Raw genomic sequence first — 16,866 nt, 5'->3', positions numbered from 1 at the left:
ACTAGCCGCCGCGCGTGCTCGTCATAAGGAACAAGGCGCCGGCGACGGAAGGCGCTGCCGGTTATCAGTCGCACCGTATTTTGTCCTAGTGTCTACTCCTATGAGTGATGTACTTGAAATGGCCGCCGTCAGCGTTGTGCGCGGAGCCAAAACGCTCCTGAGCAAGGTGGACTGGCAGGTCAGGGAAGGCGAACGGTGGGTCATCCTCGGCCCCAACGGCGCCGGCAAGACCACTCTGCTGCAGATCGCCGCCGCCAGGCTCCACCCCACCAGCGGCATCGCCGGAATCCTGGACGAAAGCCTGGGCAAGGTCGACGTCTTCGAACTCCGCCCGCGGATCGGCCTCTCCTCGGCCGCCCTGGCCACCCAGATCCCGGAATATGAAAACGTGCTCAATGTCGTCGTCACCGCCGCCTACGGTGTGACCGGCCGCTGGCGTGAAGGCTACGAGAAGGACGACGAGCGCCGCGCCTTCGCCCTCCTGAATGACTGGGGGATGGGACCGCTCCTGAACCGCAAGTTCTCTACGCTCTCCGAAGGTGAACGCAAGCGCGTGCAGATCGCCCGGGCCCTCATGACGGACCCCGAACTCCTGCTGCTCGACGAGCCTGCCGCCGGCCTGGACCTTGGTGGCCGCGAGGACCTCGTGCACCGGCTCAGCCAGCTGGCCATGGACGAAGACGCCCCGGCGATCGTTCTGGTCACCCACCACCTCGAGGAGGTCCCGCCGGGCTTCACCCACGCCATGCTCATGCGCGAGGGCGAAGTGGTGGCCGCCGGGCCGGTCGACGAGGTCCTCACCTCCGGCAACCTGAGCGAGACGTTCGGGCTGCCGCTGGACGTCTCCGTGAACGCCGGCCGTTACACGGCTACCGCCCGCCGTTAGCGGGGCAGCCGGCACAGCGTGGAGTTCTTCAGCGGAATACTTGTCTTCTTCGCCGGCCTCTGGGCCGGCACCATCAACAGCGTTGTCGGATCCGGAACCCTCGTCACCTTCCCGGTGCTGATCGCCCTGGGCATCGCACCCGTGACGGCCTCCATGAGCAATGCCATGGGCCTTGTGGCCGGCGGTGCGGCCGGCGCCTGGGGTTACCGCCGCGAGCTGAAGGGCCGCGGCCGGCAGCTGCTGCGGCTGCTGCCCGCATCCCTGCTCGGCGGCATCAGCGGAGCCTGGCTCCTGCTCCACCTGCCGGAGAAGGTCTTCCACTACGCGGCGCCGGCGCTTATTGTCCTGGCCCTGCTGATGGTGGTGTTCCAGCCCAGGCTCCAGCGCTGGGTCCGGAACCGGGAAGAAAACCCCGAGCATGCCCTCCGGGACAAGCACCACGGCATCCTGCTGGTGGTGCTGGTCTACCTGGCAGGGGTGTACGGAGGCTACTTTGTCGCCGCCCAGGGCATCCTCCTCGTGGGCATCCTCGGCGTCTTCATGACCGGCACCATCCAGAACGCCAACGCCATGAAGAACATCCTGGTGCTGGGCGTCAACCTGATCGCGGCCGCCTCCTACCTGCTGTTCGCCTTCGACCGGATCAACTGGACCGTGGTGGGCATCATCGCCGTCAGTTCCCTCATCGGCGGCCTCGTGGGCTCCAAGGTGGGGCGCCGGCTGTCACCGCCTGTCCTGCGCGGCGTGATCTTTGCCCTCGGCCTGGTGGCGCTGGGCTTCATGGTCGCCAACCTGCTCAAAGGATGACCGGAGAGACTGTGACCTTCCACCACCTTGAGTCCGCCGCGGATCCGCGCGTTGCCGACTACACCCAGCTGACTGACGTGCACCTGCGGAAACTCCGTGAACCCGCCGAGGGCATGTACATCGCCGAGTCCTCCCGCGTCCTGCGGCGCGCCCTCGCCGCCGGACATCAGCCGCGGTCCTTCTTCCTGGCCGAAAAATGGGTTGAGGACCTCCAGGACATCTTCGAGCAGTACCCTGACGTCCCGGCGTACATCGGCAGCGCCGGCCTCCTGGAGGAAATCACCGGATTCCACCTGCACCGCGGGGCGATGGCCGCCATGCACCGCCCTGCGCCGGTCCCGCTGCCGGAACTGCTGGCCGGCGCCCGCCGCGTGGCGGTCCTCGAGGACATCGTGGACCACACCAATGTAGGGGCCATCTTCCGCTCGGCCGCGGCGCTGGACGTCGACGCCGTCCTAATTTCGCCGCGCTGCGGCGATCCGCTGTACCGCCGGAGCGTCCGTGTCAGCATGGGAACTGTCTTCCAGGTACCGTGGGCCCGGCTGGACAGCTGGCCGCAGGACCTTACCCTCCTCAAGGAGCAGGGCTTCACGGTGGCCGCCATGGAGCTCACCGACGACGCCATGGACCTGGACCGGCTGGCCGCGCGCAACCCCGGGCGGCTCGCCCTGGTGCTGGGCACGGAAGGTGCCGGCATGAGCGCTGAGACGCTGGCCGCCGTCGACCTCGCGGTGAAAATTCCGATGCGCGCCGGTGTGGATTCACTCAACGTGGCGGCGGCGTCCGCCGTCGCCTTCTGGGAGCTGCGCCCGCGCGGCTGACCACGCCGGAACGGCGGGTTCGCTGGTTTCCGCCACTATCCGCTATGATTGATAGCTGGTTCCACTGTGTTTTTCGCCGTCCTTCGGCCGGCCGAGGCACGGACGGGAGCCATCCCATTCATACCTGGCAACTGGCAAAATCCAGCTGCGTGAACAAAAGGTCCCATTATGAAGTCTGATATCCACCCGAAGTACGAAGCTGTTGTTTTCAACGACCTGGCCTCCGGCACGAAGTTCCTGACCCGCTCCACCGTGTCTTCCTCGAAGACCATCGAGTGGGAAGACGGCAACACCTACCCGGTCATCGACGTCGAAATCTCCTCCGAGTCCCACCCGTTCTACACGGGCAAGCAGCGCATCATGGACTCCGCTGGCCGCGTCGAGCGCTTCAACGCTCGCTTCAAGGGCTTCGGCGGCAAGAAGTAATTCACTTCTCCCCAAGGTTCTTTGGAAAGCCCGCACCGGCAACGGTGCGGGCTTTTTGCGTTTGTGGGGCAGGATGGAAGGCATGACTGCCACACCAGGTTCTGCAATCGAAGGGGCGGCCCAAGGGCTGCACGGCGAGTACAAGGTCCCGGGAGGCAAGCTCGTGGTGGTGGACCTGGACGTTGTGGACGGCGCTTTCGCGGACGTCTCCCTGAGCGGCGATTTCTTCCTTGAACCGGACGAGGCCCTGCTGGCCATCAACGGGGCCCTGGCGGGACTGCCGGAAAGTTCGACGGCGGCCGACATCGCCGCCGCCGTGGAAGCCTCCCTGCCGGAGGACGCCGTGCTGTTCGGGTTCTCGGCCGACGCCGTCGCCATTGCCGTCCGCCGGGCACTGGCCAAGGCCACCGCCTGGACGGACCACCACTGGAACATCATCGCGCCCACGGTGCTGCCCACCCGCCTCAATGTGGCGCTGGACGAGGTGCTCACCGAGGAGGTCGGCGCCGGCCGCCGGAACCCCACCATCCGCTTCTGGGACTGGGAGGAACCGTCGGTGGTGATCGGCAGCTTCCAGTCCTACCGCAATGAGGTGCATCCCGACGGCGTGTCCCGGCACGGCATCACTGTGGTCCGCCGCATCAGCGGCGGGGGAGCGATGTTCATGGAGGCCGGGAACTGCATCACCTACTCGCTCTACCTGCCCCAGACCCTCGTGGACGGCATCAGCTTCGCCGATTCCTACGCCTACCTCGACGCGTGGGTCATGGCCGCCCTGAAGAAGCTTGGCATCGACGCCTTCTACGTTCCCCTGAACGACATCGCCACGGACCAGGGCAAGATCGGCGGGGCCGCCCAGAAACGGCTGGCCAACGGCGGCATGCTGCACCATGTGACCATGAGCTACGACATCGACGCCGACAAGATGGTGGACGTGCTCCGGATCGGCAAGGAAAAGCTCTCTGACAAGGGAACCACCAGCGCCAAGAAGCGCGTGGACCCGCTGCGCCGCCAGACCGGCCTGGCCCGGGCTGAAATCGTGGCGGCCATGATGGACGTGTTCGCTGAGCGCTACGGGGCCACGCCGTCGGAGATCACAGCACAGGAGCTGGAGACCGCCGGGGAACGGGTCGCCTCAAAGTTCGGCACGGAGGCGTGGCTGCACCGCGTGCCCTGAAACCGGCACGGCCTGCGCCGCCAGCGACCGGAGCAGGTGGCTCCGCTGTTCGATGATGATCCGGCGCAGGGCACGCGGCGCGTCCGGGTGGTCTGCGAGCCAGCGGTCGGTGCGTGCCACCACCGGGTGGTTCTCCGGAGTCCCGGCCGGGCCAAGGTCCCGGACCCCCGGGTAAAGCCCGCGGACAATGCGGCTCGCGATTTCAATGCTCCGCTCCGCCCACACGGTCTCCAGGCACTCGAAGTATGGCTCCACGAAGGGGTCCAGCAGTTCTTCGGAGGCCGTGTAGAACCCGGCGATGGTGGCGCTGAGCAGCTGGTTGGACAGCGATGTACCGCGCACTGCTGCGTCCCAGGCCGCGGCCTTGACCGCCGCCTCGGGCCGGGCTGCCAGCGCTGTGGCGTGTCCGGCCCGCCCTGAGGCTGTGGTGTCCCTGGCCAGCTCGGCGTCGAGCTCCTGCTCCGTTGCCATGCCCCGCGCCGCCAGCGCGTGCCACAGGCTCCACCGGAGTTCGGCGTCCACGGCCAGCCCCGGCACCTGCTCGCTGCCGTCCAGCAGGCCGCGCAGGAGCCCGGCCTTGCTGCCCTCGGTCCGGGTTGCGGTGGCTAGTGTCCTGGCCCAGGCGAGCTGCTGGTCGGAGCCGGGTTTGGCCGCGTACAGCTCCCGCGCCGCACCGTCCGCAAACGACTTCCGCAGGGCGTCGCGCTCCCCGGCCGGCACGTACTGTTCCAGGGCCACGCCGGCGTTGCCCAGGATGTTCAGCAGGACACCGGTTCCTGGTTCCGCTGGGGCGAACCGGAGAACAGCGTCCACGTACTGCGAAGCCGGGGACAGGGCATCGCGGGCGGAATTCCAGAGCGCGGACCAGCACAACGCACGGGCCATGGGGTCGCTAATGCGGTCCAGCGAGGCACGGACGGTGGCCTCGGAGACGGGGTCGAGCCGGACCTTGGCGTAGCTCAGGTCGTCGTCATTGACCAGGAGCAGTGCCGGCCGACGCTTCCCGGAGAGGGCACCGACTTCCTGGGCTGCGCCGGCCAGGTCGGCCTCCACGGAATCGGTGCGCACCAATATGCCGGCGGCGTCGAAGTTATACAGGCCGATTCGCAGCCGGTGCGGGCGCGGCTCCTGGCGGCCGGTGACCGGATCGGAAGCCTCCTGCAACAGGGTGACGCGCTCCAGGACGGCCTGCCCGTCGCCGGCATCAGCCGGCTCAATCCCGGCCTGAAGCGTGGAGATGCCGGAGGTCTGCAGCCACTGCCGGGCCCACCCGGTGAGGTCCCGGCCGGACGCCGTACTGAGGGCGCCGAGCAGGTCCTCTAGCGTGGTGTTGCCGTACTCGTGATCTCTGAAATATTGCCGGGAGCCGGCGATGAAGGCGTCGAAGCCGACGTACGCCACGAGCTGCTTGAGGACGGACGCGCCCTTCGCGTACGTGATGCCGTCGAAGTTCTGCTTCGCCGCCTCCAGGTCCGGGATGTCGGCGACGATGGGGTGGGTGGTGGGCAGCTGGTCCTGGACGTACGCCCAGGCCTTGCGCTTATTCGCGAAGTTGACCCAGGCAGTGTCCCAGTCCGTGGCACGGTCCACGCCCAGGGTGCCCATGTAATCCGCGAAGGACTCCTTCAGCCACAGGTCGTCCCACCACCGCATGGTCACGAGGTCGCCGAACCACATATGGGCCATCTCGTGCAGCAGGGTGTTGGCGCGGCCCTGGTACTGAGAGTCGGCGGCCCGCGAGGTGAACACGTAGTCTTCCGTGAAGGTGACCAGGCCGGGGTTTTCCATGGCCCCCAGGTTGTATTCGGGCACGAAGGCCTGATCGTACTTGCCCCAGGGATAGAGGTAGTCGAACAGCCGGTTGAAGAACTCCAGTCCCTGCTTGGTGAGCCGGAACAGCTCGGCGGCGTCGAACGAGGGCGCCATGGAGGCCCGGCAGTAAAGTGCCAGCGGCACGTCAAGGCGGGTCCCGCCGTCGAGCGTTCCGCTCCAGTGGTCCTCGGCCTTGAAGTAGGGCCCGGCCAGCACCGAGGTGATGTACGTGGACATGGGCTGGGTGGGTTCGAAATCCCAGCGGGACGCCGTGGCGTCGTCCGCCAGCGGCAGCCGGGCTGCCCGGGCGCCGTTGGAGGCGACCTCCCAGCTTGCCGGTGCGGTGACGGAGAAGGTGAACCGGGCCTTGAGGTCGGGCTGTTCGAAGTTCGCGAACACCCGGCGGGCGTCGGCGGGCTCGTACTGGGTGTAGAGGTAGCACTGGCCGTCGGCCGGGTCGAAGAACCGGTGCATGCCTTCACCCGAGCTGCTGTACAGGGCGGTTCCGGTGACCGTTACCCTGTTCTCGGCCTGCAGGTTGTCCAGCCGGATCCGTGCCCCGTCCACCACATCGGCAACCGCCAGCGCGACACCGTTAAGGACCACGCTGTGCACCTCCGCCGCGATGAAGTCCAGGAAAGTGGATGCCCCGGGCTGCGCCGCGGAGAACGCAATGGTGCTGCTGCTGGTGTATCCGGCCGTGTCCGGGTCCGCTGCGCTGCGGACGTCGAGGGCGACGTCGTAGCTGTGGGTGGTGATCAGGGCGGAGCGCTCTGCCGCTTCGCTGCGCTGGAGGTTCTGGTTCGGCATCACGCTATTGAATCACGGGGCTATCCAATCACGGGGGCACGTGAGCCATTCGCGCAGGGGACTGGTGACCACTGTGAAGCTACCGGACAGCTACCGGACCATGAGGAGCGCCGCTGCCAGGCCCAGGGCCGCAATCAGCAGCCACGCGGCGAGGGCAGCCAGTACCGCCCGCGCACCGGTGTGAAGCAGGGTGCGGATGCGCACCGCAGACCCGAGCCCAAAGAGGGCTGCGCCCAGCAGCACGTCCTGCAGTCCGGCCGCTGCCTCCAGCCATCCGGCGGAGAGCCAGCCGCTGGAGCGCAGTGCCACCATCGCGATGAATCCAAGCACGAACAGCGGGACCACCGGAGGCCTGGCCCCGGCCGGCTGGTCAGTGCGGCCGGCCGCCTCCCGGCGGTGCCGGATCCGCTGTTCTGCTCCGGCCAGGGCCACCATGGGCGCCAGCAGGATCACCCGGGTGAGCTTGACGACGACGGCGAGGGCCAGTGCCGCCGGACCTGCGGTCTGCGCTGTGGCCACCACCTGTCCGACGTCGTGGACGGAAGCGCCGGTCCACGCTCCGAAGGCGGCAGCGTCCAGGTGCAGCGGGTGGACCAGGAGCGGGAGCGCGCCGATGGCAAGCGTTCCGCACAGCGTCACCAGCGCCACGGGCAGGACCGTGTCCCGGTGGCTGATCCGCCGCACGGCGGCCATCGCGCCGATCGCCGATGCGCCGCAAATCGAAAACCCGGTGGCGATCAGCAACGCCGTGTCGGCCGGCAGCCGGAACAGCCGGGAAATACCGTAGGTGCCCGCGAAGCTGGCCGCCACCACGCCCGCGATGAGCAGAAGGGCCAGCCAGCCCAGGCCGAGCACATCCGCGAGGCTCACCTTGAGCCCCAGCAGGACGATGCCGCCGCGCATCAGGTGCTTGCCGGCAAAGTCCAGGCCCGGCCGGGCCCGGCCGGCCGTCCACACCGCCGTACCGGGCAGGTTGGCTGCCAGCAGGCCCAGCACCACGGCCAGCGTCATGGCCGGAAGCGCCGGAACGGCGCCATGGATCGCGAACGCGAAGGCCAGCGCAACCACTGCGGTCAACAGGCCGGCCAGAATCCGGGTAAGGTTCTGATGCGTCATCCCGCGCAACTGCAGTCGCAACGGCGGCGGGAGTCGGAAGTCTGGCACCTCCCAACCTTGCCGGACTGTGGCGCCAAAGACCAACCGGAAGTCCCGCCAACACGCCAGGGCGGGACGGGAAATGAATTCGCAACAAAAAGGTGGTTGGCTAATGACCATGTCTGACCTATTCCAGGATTACTCCGAGGCTGCCGGCCGCACCGGCGCCTACGACGAGATGTTTGCCGCGGGGCAAAAGGCACGCCAGTCGTATGGCCAGGTTGCGGGCGCCCTGCGGCAGCTGTCCCTGGCAGATGTAAGCGCGCGGGCTGACTCGATGGCGAGGACGTTCCTGGACCGCGGTGTGACCTTCGACTTCGCGGGGGAGGAGCGCCCGTTTCCGCTGGACATCGTCCCGCGCGTTATCCCCGCCAGCGAGTGGGACGTGCTGGAGCGGGGCGTCGCCCAGCGGGTGCGCGCCCTCGAGGCGTTCCTGAATGACGTCTACGACAAGATGACGGTCGTCTCCGACGGCGTGATCCCGCGGCAGCTGATCACGACCAGCGCGCATTTCCACCGCGCCGTGCACGGCTTCGAACCCGCCGGCGGGGTGCGCGTGCACATCTCCGGCATCGACGTGGTGCGGGACGCCGCGGGAACCTTCCGGGTGTTGGAGGACAACGTCCGTGTGCCGTCCGGGGTGAGCTACGTGCTGGAGAACCGCCGGGCCATGGCAAAAGGCCTGCCCGAAGCGTTCGGCCAGCAGCCCATCCGGCCAGTGGAGGAATATCCGCGCCGGCTGCTTTCCGCCCTGCGCAAGACCGCGCCGTCGGGCGTTGACGACCCCACGGTGGTGGTGCTGACCCCCGGTGTCTTCAACAGCGCCTACTTCGAGCACACCCTGCTGGCCGGCCTGATGGGCGTGGAACTTGTTGAGGGCCGCGACCTGATCTGCCGCGGCAACCGGGTGTACATGCGCACCACCGCCGGCGAGCAGCGCGTGGACGTTATCTACAAGCGCATCGACGACGACTTCCTCGACCCCCTGCAGTTCCGCTCCGACTCCATGCTCGGCTGCCCCGGCCTGGTCAACGCCGCCCGCGCCGGCGGCGTCACCATCGCCAACGCGGTGGGCAACGGCGTGGCGGACGACAAGCTCGTCTACAGCTACGTGCCGGACCTGATCCGCTACTACCTCGGCGAGGAACCCGTGATCGCCAACGTGGACACCTTCCGGCTGGAGGAGAAGGACGCGCGTGAGCATGTCCTGGACCGGCTGGACGAACTTGCGGTCAAGCCCGTGGACGGCTCCGGCGGCAAGGGCCTGGTCATCGGCCCGGACGCCTCCAAGGACGAACTGGACGCGCTGCGCAAGCGCATCATCTCCGATCCCCGCGGCTGGATCGCGCAGCCGGTGCTGCAGCTCTCCACGGTGCCCACGCTCAGCGGGGACAAGTTCGGCCCCCGGCACGTCGACCTGCGGCCGTTCGCGGTCAACGACGGCGACGACGTCTGGGTGCTGCCTGGCGGACTGACCCGCGTTGCCCTGAAGGAAGGGTCGCTGATCGTCAATTCCAGCCAGGGCGGCGGCTCCAAGGACACCTGGGTGCTGGCCGGTTCCCCGCAGGTTCCCGTGGAGCGGGTACCGCGGCAGTCCGTCACCGTCCGCGAGCGGGTCTCGGTGTGGCCGGTCGAAAGCAACTGGCGCGACCGGCAGTCGGAACAGCAGCAGCAGCAGATTTCTGACCCGCAGGAGGTAACCGAGAATGCTTAGCCGAATTGCCGAATCCCTGTTCTGGATCGGCCGCTACGTTGAGCGGGCCGACGGCACGGCCCGCATCCTCGACGTCCACCTGGAGCGCCTGAACCACCTGCCCACCGAGGAGCGGCGCAGCGTTGCCCGTGAGCTGCTGGGCGTCATGGGGGCGCGCCCGCAGAGCGAGGACTTCGGCCTGGAGGAACTGCTCCACGCCCTCGCATACGACAAGCACAGCGCCACCTCCATCGCCGGGTCCCTCGGGGCTGCCCGCGAAAACGCCCGGCGCGCCCGCGAGACCGTCTCCTCCGGCCTCTGGGAAAGCCTGAACACCACCTACTACGGGCTGAACCAGCACCGCAAGGACGTGGTGGGCACCTACCGCTTCTGCCACTGGGTGCTCGAGCGCACGGCCATGGTCAGCGGCCTGGCCGACACCACCGTCAGCCATGACGACAGCTGGCTCTTCCTGGCGCTGGGCCGCTCGCTGGAGCGGGCGGACATGACCGCGCGGATGCTCTCCACCCGCGATGTCCTCTCCGCAGGCATGTCCTGGGTGAACATGCTCCGCTGCGCCGGCGCCTACGAATCCTTCCTGCGGACCCGGCGTGCCGCCTTCGGCGACCAGCACGCGGCGGAGTTCCTGCTGCTGGACAGGCTGTTCCCGCGCTCCATTGTCTATGCCCTGCGCGACGCCGACGACTGCCTCGCCAAGCTGGACCCCACGGCCCAGCGCGTCGGCTTCATCAACGATGCACGACGCATCGTGGGCCAGGCGCGCACCTTCCTGGAGTTCCACCGCACGGACGACCTCATGTCCGAGCTGCCGGAGCATATGGAGCGCGTGCAGAAGGCTGTTGCCCAGGCATCGGACGCCATTTCCCGTAAGTACTTCAATCAGGCGGATGAACTGGCCTGGGTGGGAGAAGTTTCATGACCCGGCTGAGCATCGTCCACAGGACCGGCTACAAGTACAAGCGGCGTGTGACGCTCTCCTATAACGAAGCCCGCATGACCCCGCTGACGGACCCGCAGCAGGTGGTGCTGGAGTCCTCCATGAAGGTGACGCCGTCGCAGGCTGCCGTGAGCAACTACCGCGACTACTGGGGCACCAAGGTCACGGCCTTCGACATGCAGGTGCCGCACGAGAGCCTGGAGGTGCTCTCGACCACCACCGTTGAGGTCCACCGGGCGGTGCGCGTTCCCTCTGAGGCCGACATTGTGGGCTGGGATGACCTCGCCTCCGCGGAGACACTGAACCAGTTCAGCGACTGGGTGCCGCAGTCCCAGCTGACCGGCCCCGGGGAGGAAGTCCTCGGCCTGCTCCCCGGTGTGGTGGAAGGCAAGAACCCGCATGAGGCGGCGATGGCCATCTTCGCCTGGATGCGCGGCGAAATGACGTACATGAAAGGCACCACAGGCGTGACCACGAACGCCGAGGAAGCCTGGACCCAGCGCCAGGGAGTGTGCCAGGACCTGGCGCATCTGGCCATCGGCGCCCTGCGCAGCCGCGGCATCCCGGCCCGGTACGTCTCCGGTTACCTGCACCCGCGGTCGACGGCGGACATCGGCGAGACGGTGGCCGGCCAGTCCCACGCGTGGCTGGAATGGTGGGACGGCGAGTGGCGCAGCTGGGACCCCACCAACCACAAGCCCGCGGGCGACTTCCACGTGACAGTGGCCCGCGGCCGCGACTATCGCGATGTGCCGCCGTTGAAGGGCATCCTGTCAGGCGGCGGCGGTTCCAACCTGAGCGTCAGTGTGGAGATCACCCGCCTGGCCTGACTGTGCGGCGTGCGGTTGAGTGCCTACTCGGGGGATGACTTCACGGCGCCGCTGAGCTGGGTCCACCAGGTCAGCGGCGGGGTGACCTTGAACCGCCGGCCGGTGACCGAGTCCGGGGTAATGCGCACAAAGTGGTCCTTCTGCCCCGCCTGCCAGGGAAACAGGAAGAGGGACGCGGAGTCGAGGATCTCCTCGGTGCCCTTGAGGGCTGCCGCCTTGCCCTTGACCACCACACTCCAGGCCATCCCTGATTCGGCGTCCACGCCGTCGGCCTCCAGAGCCACGGGCGTTTCCCCCAGGGCGCCGCCGAGCTTGGTGCCTTCTCCCGTCCGGAACACAAGGGTGCCGTGGTCCACCGTGTAGTTGAGCGGGAAGATGTCCGGGTGGTCATCGACCCAGACGGCCAACCGGCCGACGGAGACCTGCCGGAGCAGGCCCCAGCATTGTCCGGAGTCGAGGTGCTCGACGGAATGTTGGGAAGCATCGGTGGGCTGTACGTTCGTCATGGACCAGAGCCTACGCCGGCAGGTTCCGGGCTTCCAGTGCGCTCAACTTCACGGAGCCAAGGCACCGGCCAGGCGCCCGGGCGGCGCGCCAGCCTGCTTATTCGAACGCAGCCCTGCGCTGGTCCTCGAGCCGGGTGCTCCAGATGTGCGGGGGAGCAACCTTGAAGCGGCGGCCCGTCAGCACCTGTGGCGACAGGCGGACATAGTGGAACTTGTCGCCCGGCTCCCAGGGCTCCAGCCCCAGCGCATCTGCCGCAGCCTGCTCCACCTCGCTGTCGATGAGGGATGTGGTGCCGCGTGCCATGACGCTCCACGCCTCCTGGGTGTCCGCGTCGTAACCGTCGATCTCGAATGCCGCGGCCGATTCCCTGGCAGTTTCCCAAAGCTTGGTCCCGCCCGCTGTGCGGAAGACGATGCTGCGCCGTTCGGTGACGAAATTGACGGGGAAGATCTCCGGATGCCCGTCCACGACGATTGCGAGCCTGCCGACCACCGAAGCAGCCAGCAGGTCCCAGCACTGGTCGAAGGTCAGCCTGCTGTCCTGGGGTTCAGTGTTCCGGGGTTCACTGTTTCGGGGTTCACTGTTTCGGGGTTCACTGTCCGGGAGTCCACTGTCCTGCGCGTCACTGTTCATGGACCCATGCTACGAAACAGCGGCACCGCCCGCGACGACAAACCGCCGCAAGCGTGGGAACGCCGCTGCCGGCTACCAGGGACTGGGCTTGTAGTCCTTAAGGAACACACCGTACTGGTCCTCGCCCTTTTCGCCCATGACGATGGGATCGTAGACCCGGGCTGCGCCGTCCACCAGGTCCAGGGGCGCGTGGAAGCCTTCCTCCATCAGCCGGACCTTGGTGTAGTGCGGGCGTTCGTCGGTGATCCACCCGGTGTCGACGGCGGTCATGAGGATCCCGTCGGTTTCCAGCATCTCCTGGGCGCTGGTGCGGGTCATCATGTTCAGCGCCGCCTTGGCCATGTTGGTGTGCGGGTGCCCGGGTCCCTTGTAGGCCCGGGAGAACTGGCCTTCCATGGCGGAGACGTTGACGATGTACTTGCGCCGTGCCGTGGAGCGCTTCATGGCGTCGCGCAGCCGGCTGACCAGCAGGAAGGGCGCGGTGACGTTGCACAGCTGCACCTCGAGCATCTCCAGGGGGTCCACCTCGTCCACCACCTGCGTCCAGCTGTTGATGGTGGCGAGGTCCGGGACCAGGCCGCCGGCGTCGATGGCTGTGCCCGCCTCGATGCGCTCCAGCGTCGCCGAACCGGTGGACAGTGCTAGGGACGTGACGGCGTCTCCGGCCAGGACCGGGTGTTCCGTGACGCTGCTGGCGATGGCCAGCGGGTGCTTGTCGTGGGCGTGGCCAAAGGTGACCAGTTCCGGGCCCCCGTTGGCTGCCTCCAAGGCTGCGGGGAGCGGCTCATCCTCGGCGTCCACCAGCGGCTTGTAGGCATTGCCGGAGCGGCGCACCGTCTGGGCGGCGTTGTTGATGATGATGTCCAGCGGACCGGCGGCGTTGAGGTCATCGGTGAGGGCCATGACCTGCGACGGATCACGGAGGTCGATGCCGACGATCTTCAGCCGGTGCAGCCATTCCGCGCTGTCCTCCATGGCGGCGAAGCGGCGCGCGGCGTCCTTGGGGAACCGGGTGGTGATGGTGGTGTGAGCGCCGTCGCGCAGCAGCCGCAGGGCGATGTACATGCCGATCTTGGCGCGGCCGCCCGTCAGGAGGGCACGCCGGCCGGTGAGGTCGGTGCGGGCATCGCGTTTGGAATGGCTGAACGCCGCACACTCGGGGCACAGCTGGTGGTAGAAGGCATCCACCTGGGTGTAGTGCTGCTTGCAGATGTAGCAGGGCCGGGACCTGATGAGGTGGCCGGCGATCTTTCCCGTGGCGGACGGTGCGAGCTTGTTGCCCCGCGTCTCGTCGTCGATCCGGTCAGGCGCAGCGGTGGCGGTCTGCGCAATCACGGCGCGGTCCGCTTCGGCGATCAGGTCGCGCTTGGTGACGCGGCGGTGCCGCTTGACGGCCTTGAACATCTTGCCCGTGGCGCGGCGCACCGAGACGTAGTCGGGGTGCTCCTCGTCGTAGACGTGGATGGTGTTCAAAACCTTGAGGCAGGCCTGAATCTCTTCAGGCGTCAGATCGGCGGAGCTCATTGGTCTGATTTTACAGCCTGCGGAGCATCAGGCCTGCCTCGGAAGTTACCGCACGCGGCAGCAGGGGCAGTCCGGATCAGGAACTGACAGACTGGGAGGGCGAGTCCGCTCCCACGGCCGCCGCCTGCACCTTGCCCACCTGCTCAACTGAGCTGCGGACCTCCGGCAGGTGCTCGGTGGCTGCCCTGATGGAATCCGGAACGAGGCGCAGGTTGGCTGCGGACAGCGCCCGTTCTGCCTCGTCCGGTTCGGGGACCGCCTGGTATTTGGACAGCACCGTGATGCCGGACTCCGTCACCTTGAAGCCGCGGGCACGGTCCAGCTCCGGGTCCAGGCCGATGGCGGCGCCGGCGGGGACCTTGACGTTCTTGTCAATGATGGCCCGGCGCACCACTGCACCTTCACCAATGTGCACCTTGTCCATGAGCACGGAGTCGGTCACCCGGCTGGCCGTGCCGACGTAGACGTCGTTGGAGAGCACCGAGCCCTCCACGATTCCGCCGGAGATGACCACGCCGCTGGCGACGATCGAATCCAGGGCGGTTCCCACCGTGTTGTTGTCGCCGCGGACGAACTTGGCCGGCGGGGAGATGCTCTGCCGGGTATAGATGGGCCATTCGGAGTTGTACAGGTTGAACACGGGCAGCGGCGAGATCAGGTCCATGTGCGCTTCGTAGAACGAGTCGATAGTTCCTACGTCGCGCCAGTAGGTCCGGTCCCGTTCGGTGGAGCCGGGGATGTCGTTGAGCGTGAAGTCGTAGACGCCGGCCTGTCCCTGGTTGACGAAGTAGGGGATGATGTCCCCGCCCATGTCGTGCTTGGTATCGAGGCGTTCGGCGTCCACGTGCAGCGCATCCACCAGGGCGTCGGCGTCGAACACGTAGTTGCCCATGGAGGCCAGGAACTGGGTGGGGTCAGCGGCGAGGCCGGGGGTGGATGCGGGCTTCTCGACGAACGCGGCGATCTTCTGGGGGTCTTCGGGGTCCACCTCGATGACGCCGAACTGGTTGGCCATGTTCAGGGGCTGGCGGACGGCGGCCACGGTAGCCTTGGCGCCGCTCTTGACGTGCTGTTCGACCATCTGGAAGAAGTCCATGCGGTAAACGTGGTCCGCACCCACCACGACGACAATGTCCGGGTTGGCGTCGTGGATCAGGTTCAGGGACTGGTAGATCGCGTTGGCGCTGCCCAGGAACCAGCTCTTGCCCACACGCTGCTGGGCGGGGACGGAGGCGACGTAGTTGCCGAGCTGGGTGGACATCCGCCACGTCTCGGAGATGTGGCGGTCAAGGCTGTGGGACTTGTACTGCGTCAGCACCACGATCTGCAGGTAGCGGGAGTTGACGAGGTTGGACAGCGCGAAATCGATGAGCCGGTAACTGCCGGCGAAGGGCACAGCAGGTTTGGCCCTGTCTGCCGTCAGCGGCATCAGTCGGTTTCCCTCGCCCCCGGCGAGGACAATGGCGAGGACTTTCTTTGTTGACGGCATGATCGCTCCTGTACGCCTTCGTATCTCCCCAAAAAATCCGGTTTGTCCGGACTTTCTTCACACTAGAACAGTTCAACCGTAACGACTACCTTGGGTAACGTGCGAATAGACATTGTGACTAAAGAATTCCCGCCGGAAATCTATGGCGGCGCGGGCGTCCACGTAGCCGAGCTGAGCCGGGTCCTGGCCAAGCATGTCGACCTTCAGGTGCGTGCCTTTGGTGCGCCCCGCGATGCCGACTATCATGGCGCGGCCGTGACCTCCTACTCGGTGCCTGAGGACCTGGGGGCAGCGAACGCCGCCGTGCAGACCCTCGGCGTGGACCTGCGCATCGTCCCTGACGTTGCCGGCGCGGATCTGGTGCATTCGCACACGTGGTACGCCAACATGGCCGGCCACCTGGCATCCCTGCTGCACGGCATCCCGCACGTGCTCAGCGCCCACAGCCTGGAACCGCTGCGCCCCTGGAAGGCGGAGCAGCTGGGCGGCGGGTACGCCCTGTCGTCATGGGTGGAGAAAACCGCCTATGAGGCCGCCGCCGCCATCATCGCCGTGTCCGAGGGCATGCGGCAGGACATCCTGCGCAGCTACCCGGAGGTTGATCCGGCCAAGGTCAAGGTGGTCCACAACGGCATCGACGTGAGCCTGTGGAACCGCGACGAGAACGACGACGCCGTCCGCGCCCTGGGCATCGACCCCGCCCGCCCCAGCGTGGTGTTTGTGGGCCGCAACACCCGGCAGAAGGGTGTCCCGTACCTGCTGCGGGCGGCCGCCAAGCTTCCCGCGGACGTGCAGCTGGTCCTCTGCCTTGGTGCGGCGGATACCCCGGAGCTCGCAGCCGAGACGGCCCGGCTGATTGAGGAGCTGCAGAGCCAGCGCAGCGGCGTTGTGCTGATCGAGCGCATGCTTCCCCGCAATGAGCTGATCCAGGTCCTGAGCCACGCCACCGTTTTTGCCTGCCCTTCAATCTACGAACCGCTCGGCATCGTGAACCTCGAGGCGATGGCCTGCGGCGCTGCCGTGGTGGCCAGCGCAACCGGCGGCATCCCCGAGGTGGTGAACCACGGCGAGACCGGCCTGCTGGTGGAGCTCGAACAGGTGACCGATGGAACCGGCACCCCGCTGGATCCGGAAAAGTTCGTCAGTGAGTTCGCCGCGGCCCTGACCGAAGTTGTGTCGGACCCGGCGCGTGCCCGCGCCATGGGCCAGGCCGGCCGCAAGCGCGCCGAGGAGCACTTCTCCTGGGAGTCGATCACCCAGACCACGCTTGACGTCTACCGCTCAGTCCTCAGCTAGCCTCAGCCTGTTCAAAGCACGACGGCGGGACCCACCTTGGGT

General features: G+C 67.3%; 15 protein-coding genes. 9 read left to right on the top strand and 6 right to left on the bottom strand.

Going from position 1 to position 16,866, the window contains the following annotated elements:
• Window positions 1-100: 100 nt before the first annotated feature.
• The 5 genes from ACFUTU_RS18990 (at window position 101) to ACFUTU_RS18970 (ending at window position 4,117) form a co-directional block, all read left to right on the top strand.
• Complete coding sequence (locus ACFUTU_RS18990) at window positions 101-886, top strand: ABC transporter ATP-binding protein (RefSeq protein ID WP_377967095.1); 786 nt, start codon at window positions 101-103, stop codon at window positions 884-886.
• Between the two features lie 18 nt (window positions 887-904).
• The gene (locus ACFUTU_RS18985; RefSeq protein ID WP_377967093.1) at window positions 905-1,693 is read left to right on the top strand and encodes a sulfite exporter TauE/SafE family protein; all 789 of its coding nucleotides are present in this window, start codon (window positions 905-907) and stop codon (window positions 1,691-1,693) included.
• Window positions 1,694-1,704: 11 nt separating this feature from the next.
• A complete protein-coding gene (locus ACFUTU_RS18980; RefSeq protein WP_377967091.1) occupies window positions 1,705-2,514 on the top strand; it encodes a TrmH family RNA methyltransferase in 810 nt (269 codons plus the stop codon).
• Window positions 2,515-2,682: 168 nt separating this feature from the next.
• The gene (locus ACFUTU_RS18975; RefSeq protein WP_003802336.1) at window positions 2,683-2,940 is read left to right on the top strand and encodes a type B 50S ribosomal protein L31; all 258 of its coding nucleotides are present in this window, start codon (window positions 2,683-2,685) and stop codon (window positions 2,938-2,940) included.
• Window positions 2,941-3,022: 82 nt separating this feature from the next.
• The gene (locus tag ACFUTU_RS18970) at window positions 3,023-4,117 is read left to right on the top strand and encodes a biotin/lipoate A/B protein ligase family protein (protein ID WP_377967089.1); all 1,095 of its coding nucleotides are present in this window, start codon (window positions 3,023-3,025) and stop codon (window positions 4,115-4,117) included.
• Here ACFUTU_RS18970 and pepN read toward each other — a convergent pair.
• Window positions 4,076-6,739, bottom strand: a complete 2,664-nt coding sequence (gene pepN / locus ACFUTU_RS18965) for an aminopeptidase N (protein WP_377967087.1) — start codon at window positions 6,737-6,739, stop codon at window positions 4,076-4,078. The two genes, ACFUTU_RS18970 and pepN, sit on opposite strands and share 42 nt — an antisense overlap.
• Window positions 6,740-6,829: 90 nt before the next feature.
• Window positions 6,830-7,855 (bottom strand): YeiH family protein, encoded by a 1,026-nt coding sequence (locus tag ACFUTU_RS18960; protein ID WP_377967085.1) that lies wholly within the window; start codon window positions 7,853-7,855, stop codon window positions 6,830-6,832.
• Window positions 7,856-8,012: 157 nt separating this feature from the next.
• Here ACFUTU_RS18960 and ACFUTU_RS18955 point away from each other — a divergent pair, with 157 nt between their 5' ends.
• The 3 genes from ACFUTU_RS18955 to ACFUTU_RS18945 are packed head-to-tail and all read left to right on the top strand — an operon-like array spanning window position 8,013 to window position 11,375.
• Entirely contained in the window at window positions 8,013-9,608 is a 1,596-nt protein-coding gene (locus ACFUTU_RS18955) for a circularly permuted type 2 ATP-grasp protein (RefSeq protein WP_377967127.1), read from the top strand.
• Window positions 9,601-10,527: an alpha-E domain-containing protein gene (locus ACFUTU_RS18950; RefSeq protein WP_076803004.1), complete on the top strand. Its 927-nt coding sequence runs from the start codon at window positions 9,601-9,603 to the stop codon at window positions 10,525-10,527. The genes ACFUTU_RS18955 and ACFUTU_RS18950 overlap by 8 nt, the downstream gene beginning before the upstream one ends.
• Window positions 10,524-11,375, top strand: coding sequence for a transglutaminase N-terminal domain-containing protein (locus ACFUTU_RS18945; protein WP_377967083.1), 852 nt, complete (start codon window positions 10,524-10,526; stop codon window positions 11,373-11,375). The genes ACFUTU_RS18950 and ACFUTU_RS18945 overlap by 4 nt, the downstream gene beginning before the upstream one ends.
• 23 nt (window positions 11,376-11,398) lie before the next feature.
• Here the strand turns inward: ACFUTU_RS18945 and ACFUTU_RS18940 are convergent, their stop codons facing one another.
• From ACFUTU_RS18940 to glgC, 4 genes are all read right to left on the bottom strand, one after another.
• Window positions 11,399-11,881 carry a pyridoxamine 5'-phosphate oxidase family protein gene (locus ACFUTU_RS18940; RefSeq protein WP_377967081.1) on the bottom strand — a complete coding sequence of 161 codons (483 nt, stop codon included), beginning with the start codon at window positions 11,879-11,881 and terminating at the stop codon, window positions 11,399-11,401.
• A 97-nt stretch (window positions 11,882-11,978) separates the two neighbouring features.
• Window positions 11,979-12,515 carry a pyridoxamine 5'-phosphate oxidase family protein gene (locus ACFUTU_RS18935; protein WP_377967079.1) on the bottom strand — a complete coding sequence of 179 codons (537 nt, stop codon included), beginning with the start codon at window positions 12,513-12,515 and terminating at the stop codon, window positions 11,979-11,981.
• Window positions 12,516-12,587: 72 nt separating this feature from the next.
• A complete protein-coding gene (locus ACFUTU_RS18930; protein ID WP_377967077.1) occupies window positions 12,588-14,039 on the bottom strand; it encodes an SDR family NAD(P)-dependent oxidoreductase in 1,452 nt (483 codons plus the stop codon).
• 76 nt (window positions 14,040-14,115) lie between these two features.
• Window positions 14,116-15,528 carry a glucose-1-phosphate adenylyltransferase gene (glgC, locus tag ACFUTU_RS18925; RefSeq protein ID WP_377967075.1) on the bottom strand — a complete coding sequence of 471 codons (1,413 nt, stop codon included), beginning with the start codon at window positions 15,526-15,528 and terminating at the stop codon, window positions 14,116-14,118.
• A 99-nt stretch (window positions 15,529-15,627) separates the two neighbouring features.
• Between glgC and glgA the strand changes: the two genes are divergently transcribed.
• Window positions 15,628-16,824 (top strand): glycogen synthase, encoded by a 1,197-nt coding sequence (glgA, locus tag ACFUTU_RS18920; RefSeq protein WP_377967072.1) that lies wholly within the window; start codon window positions 15,628-15,630, stop codon window positions 16,822-16,824.
• Window positions 16,825-16,866: the final 42 nt, after the last annotated feature.

The sequence above is a fragment of the Arthrobacter sp. NPDC057388 genome (genome assembly GCF_042668165.1).
Lineage (GTDB): Bacteria > Actinomycetota > Actinomycetes > Actinomycetales > Micrococcaceae > Arthrobacter.
This window is presented reverse-complemented; position numbering and strand designations above follow the sequence as displayed.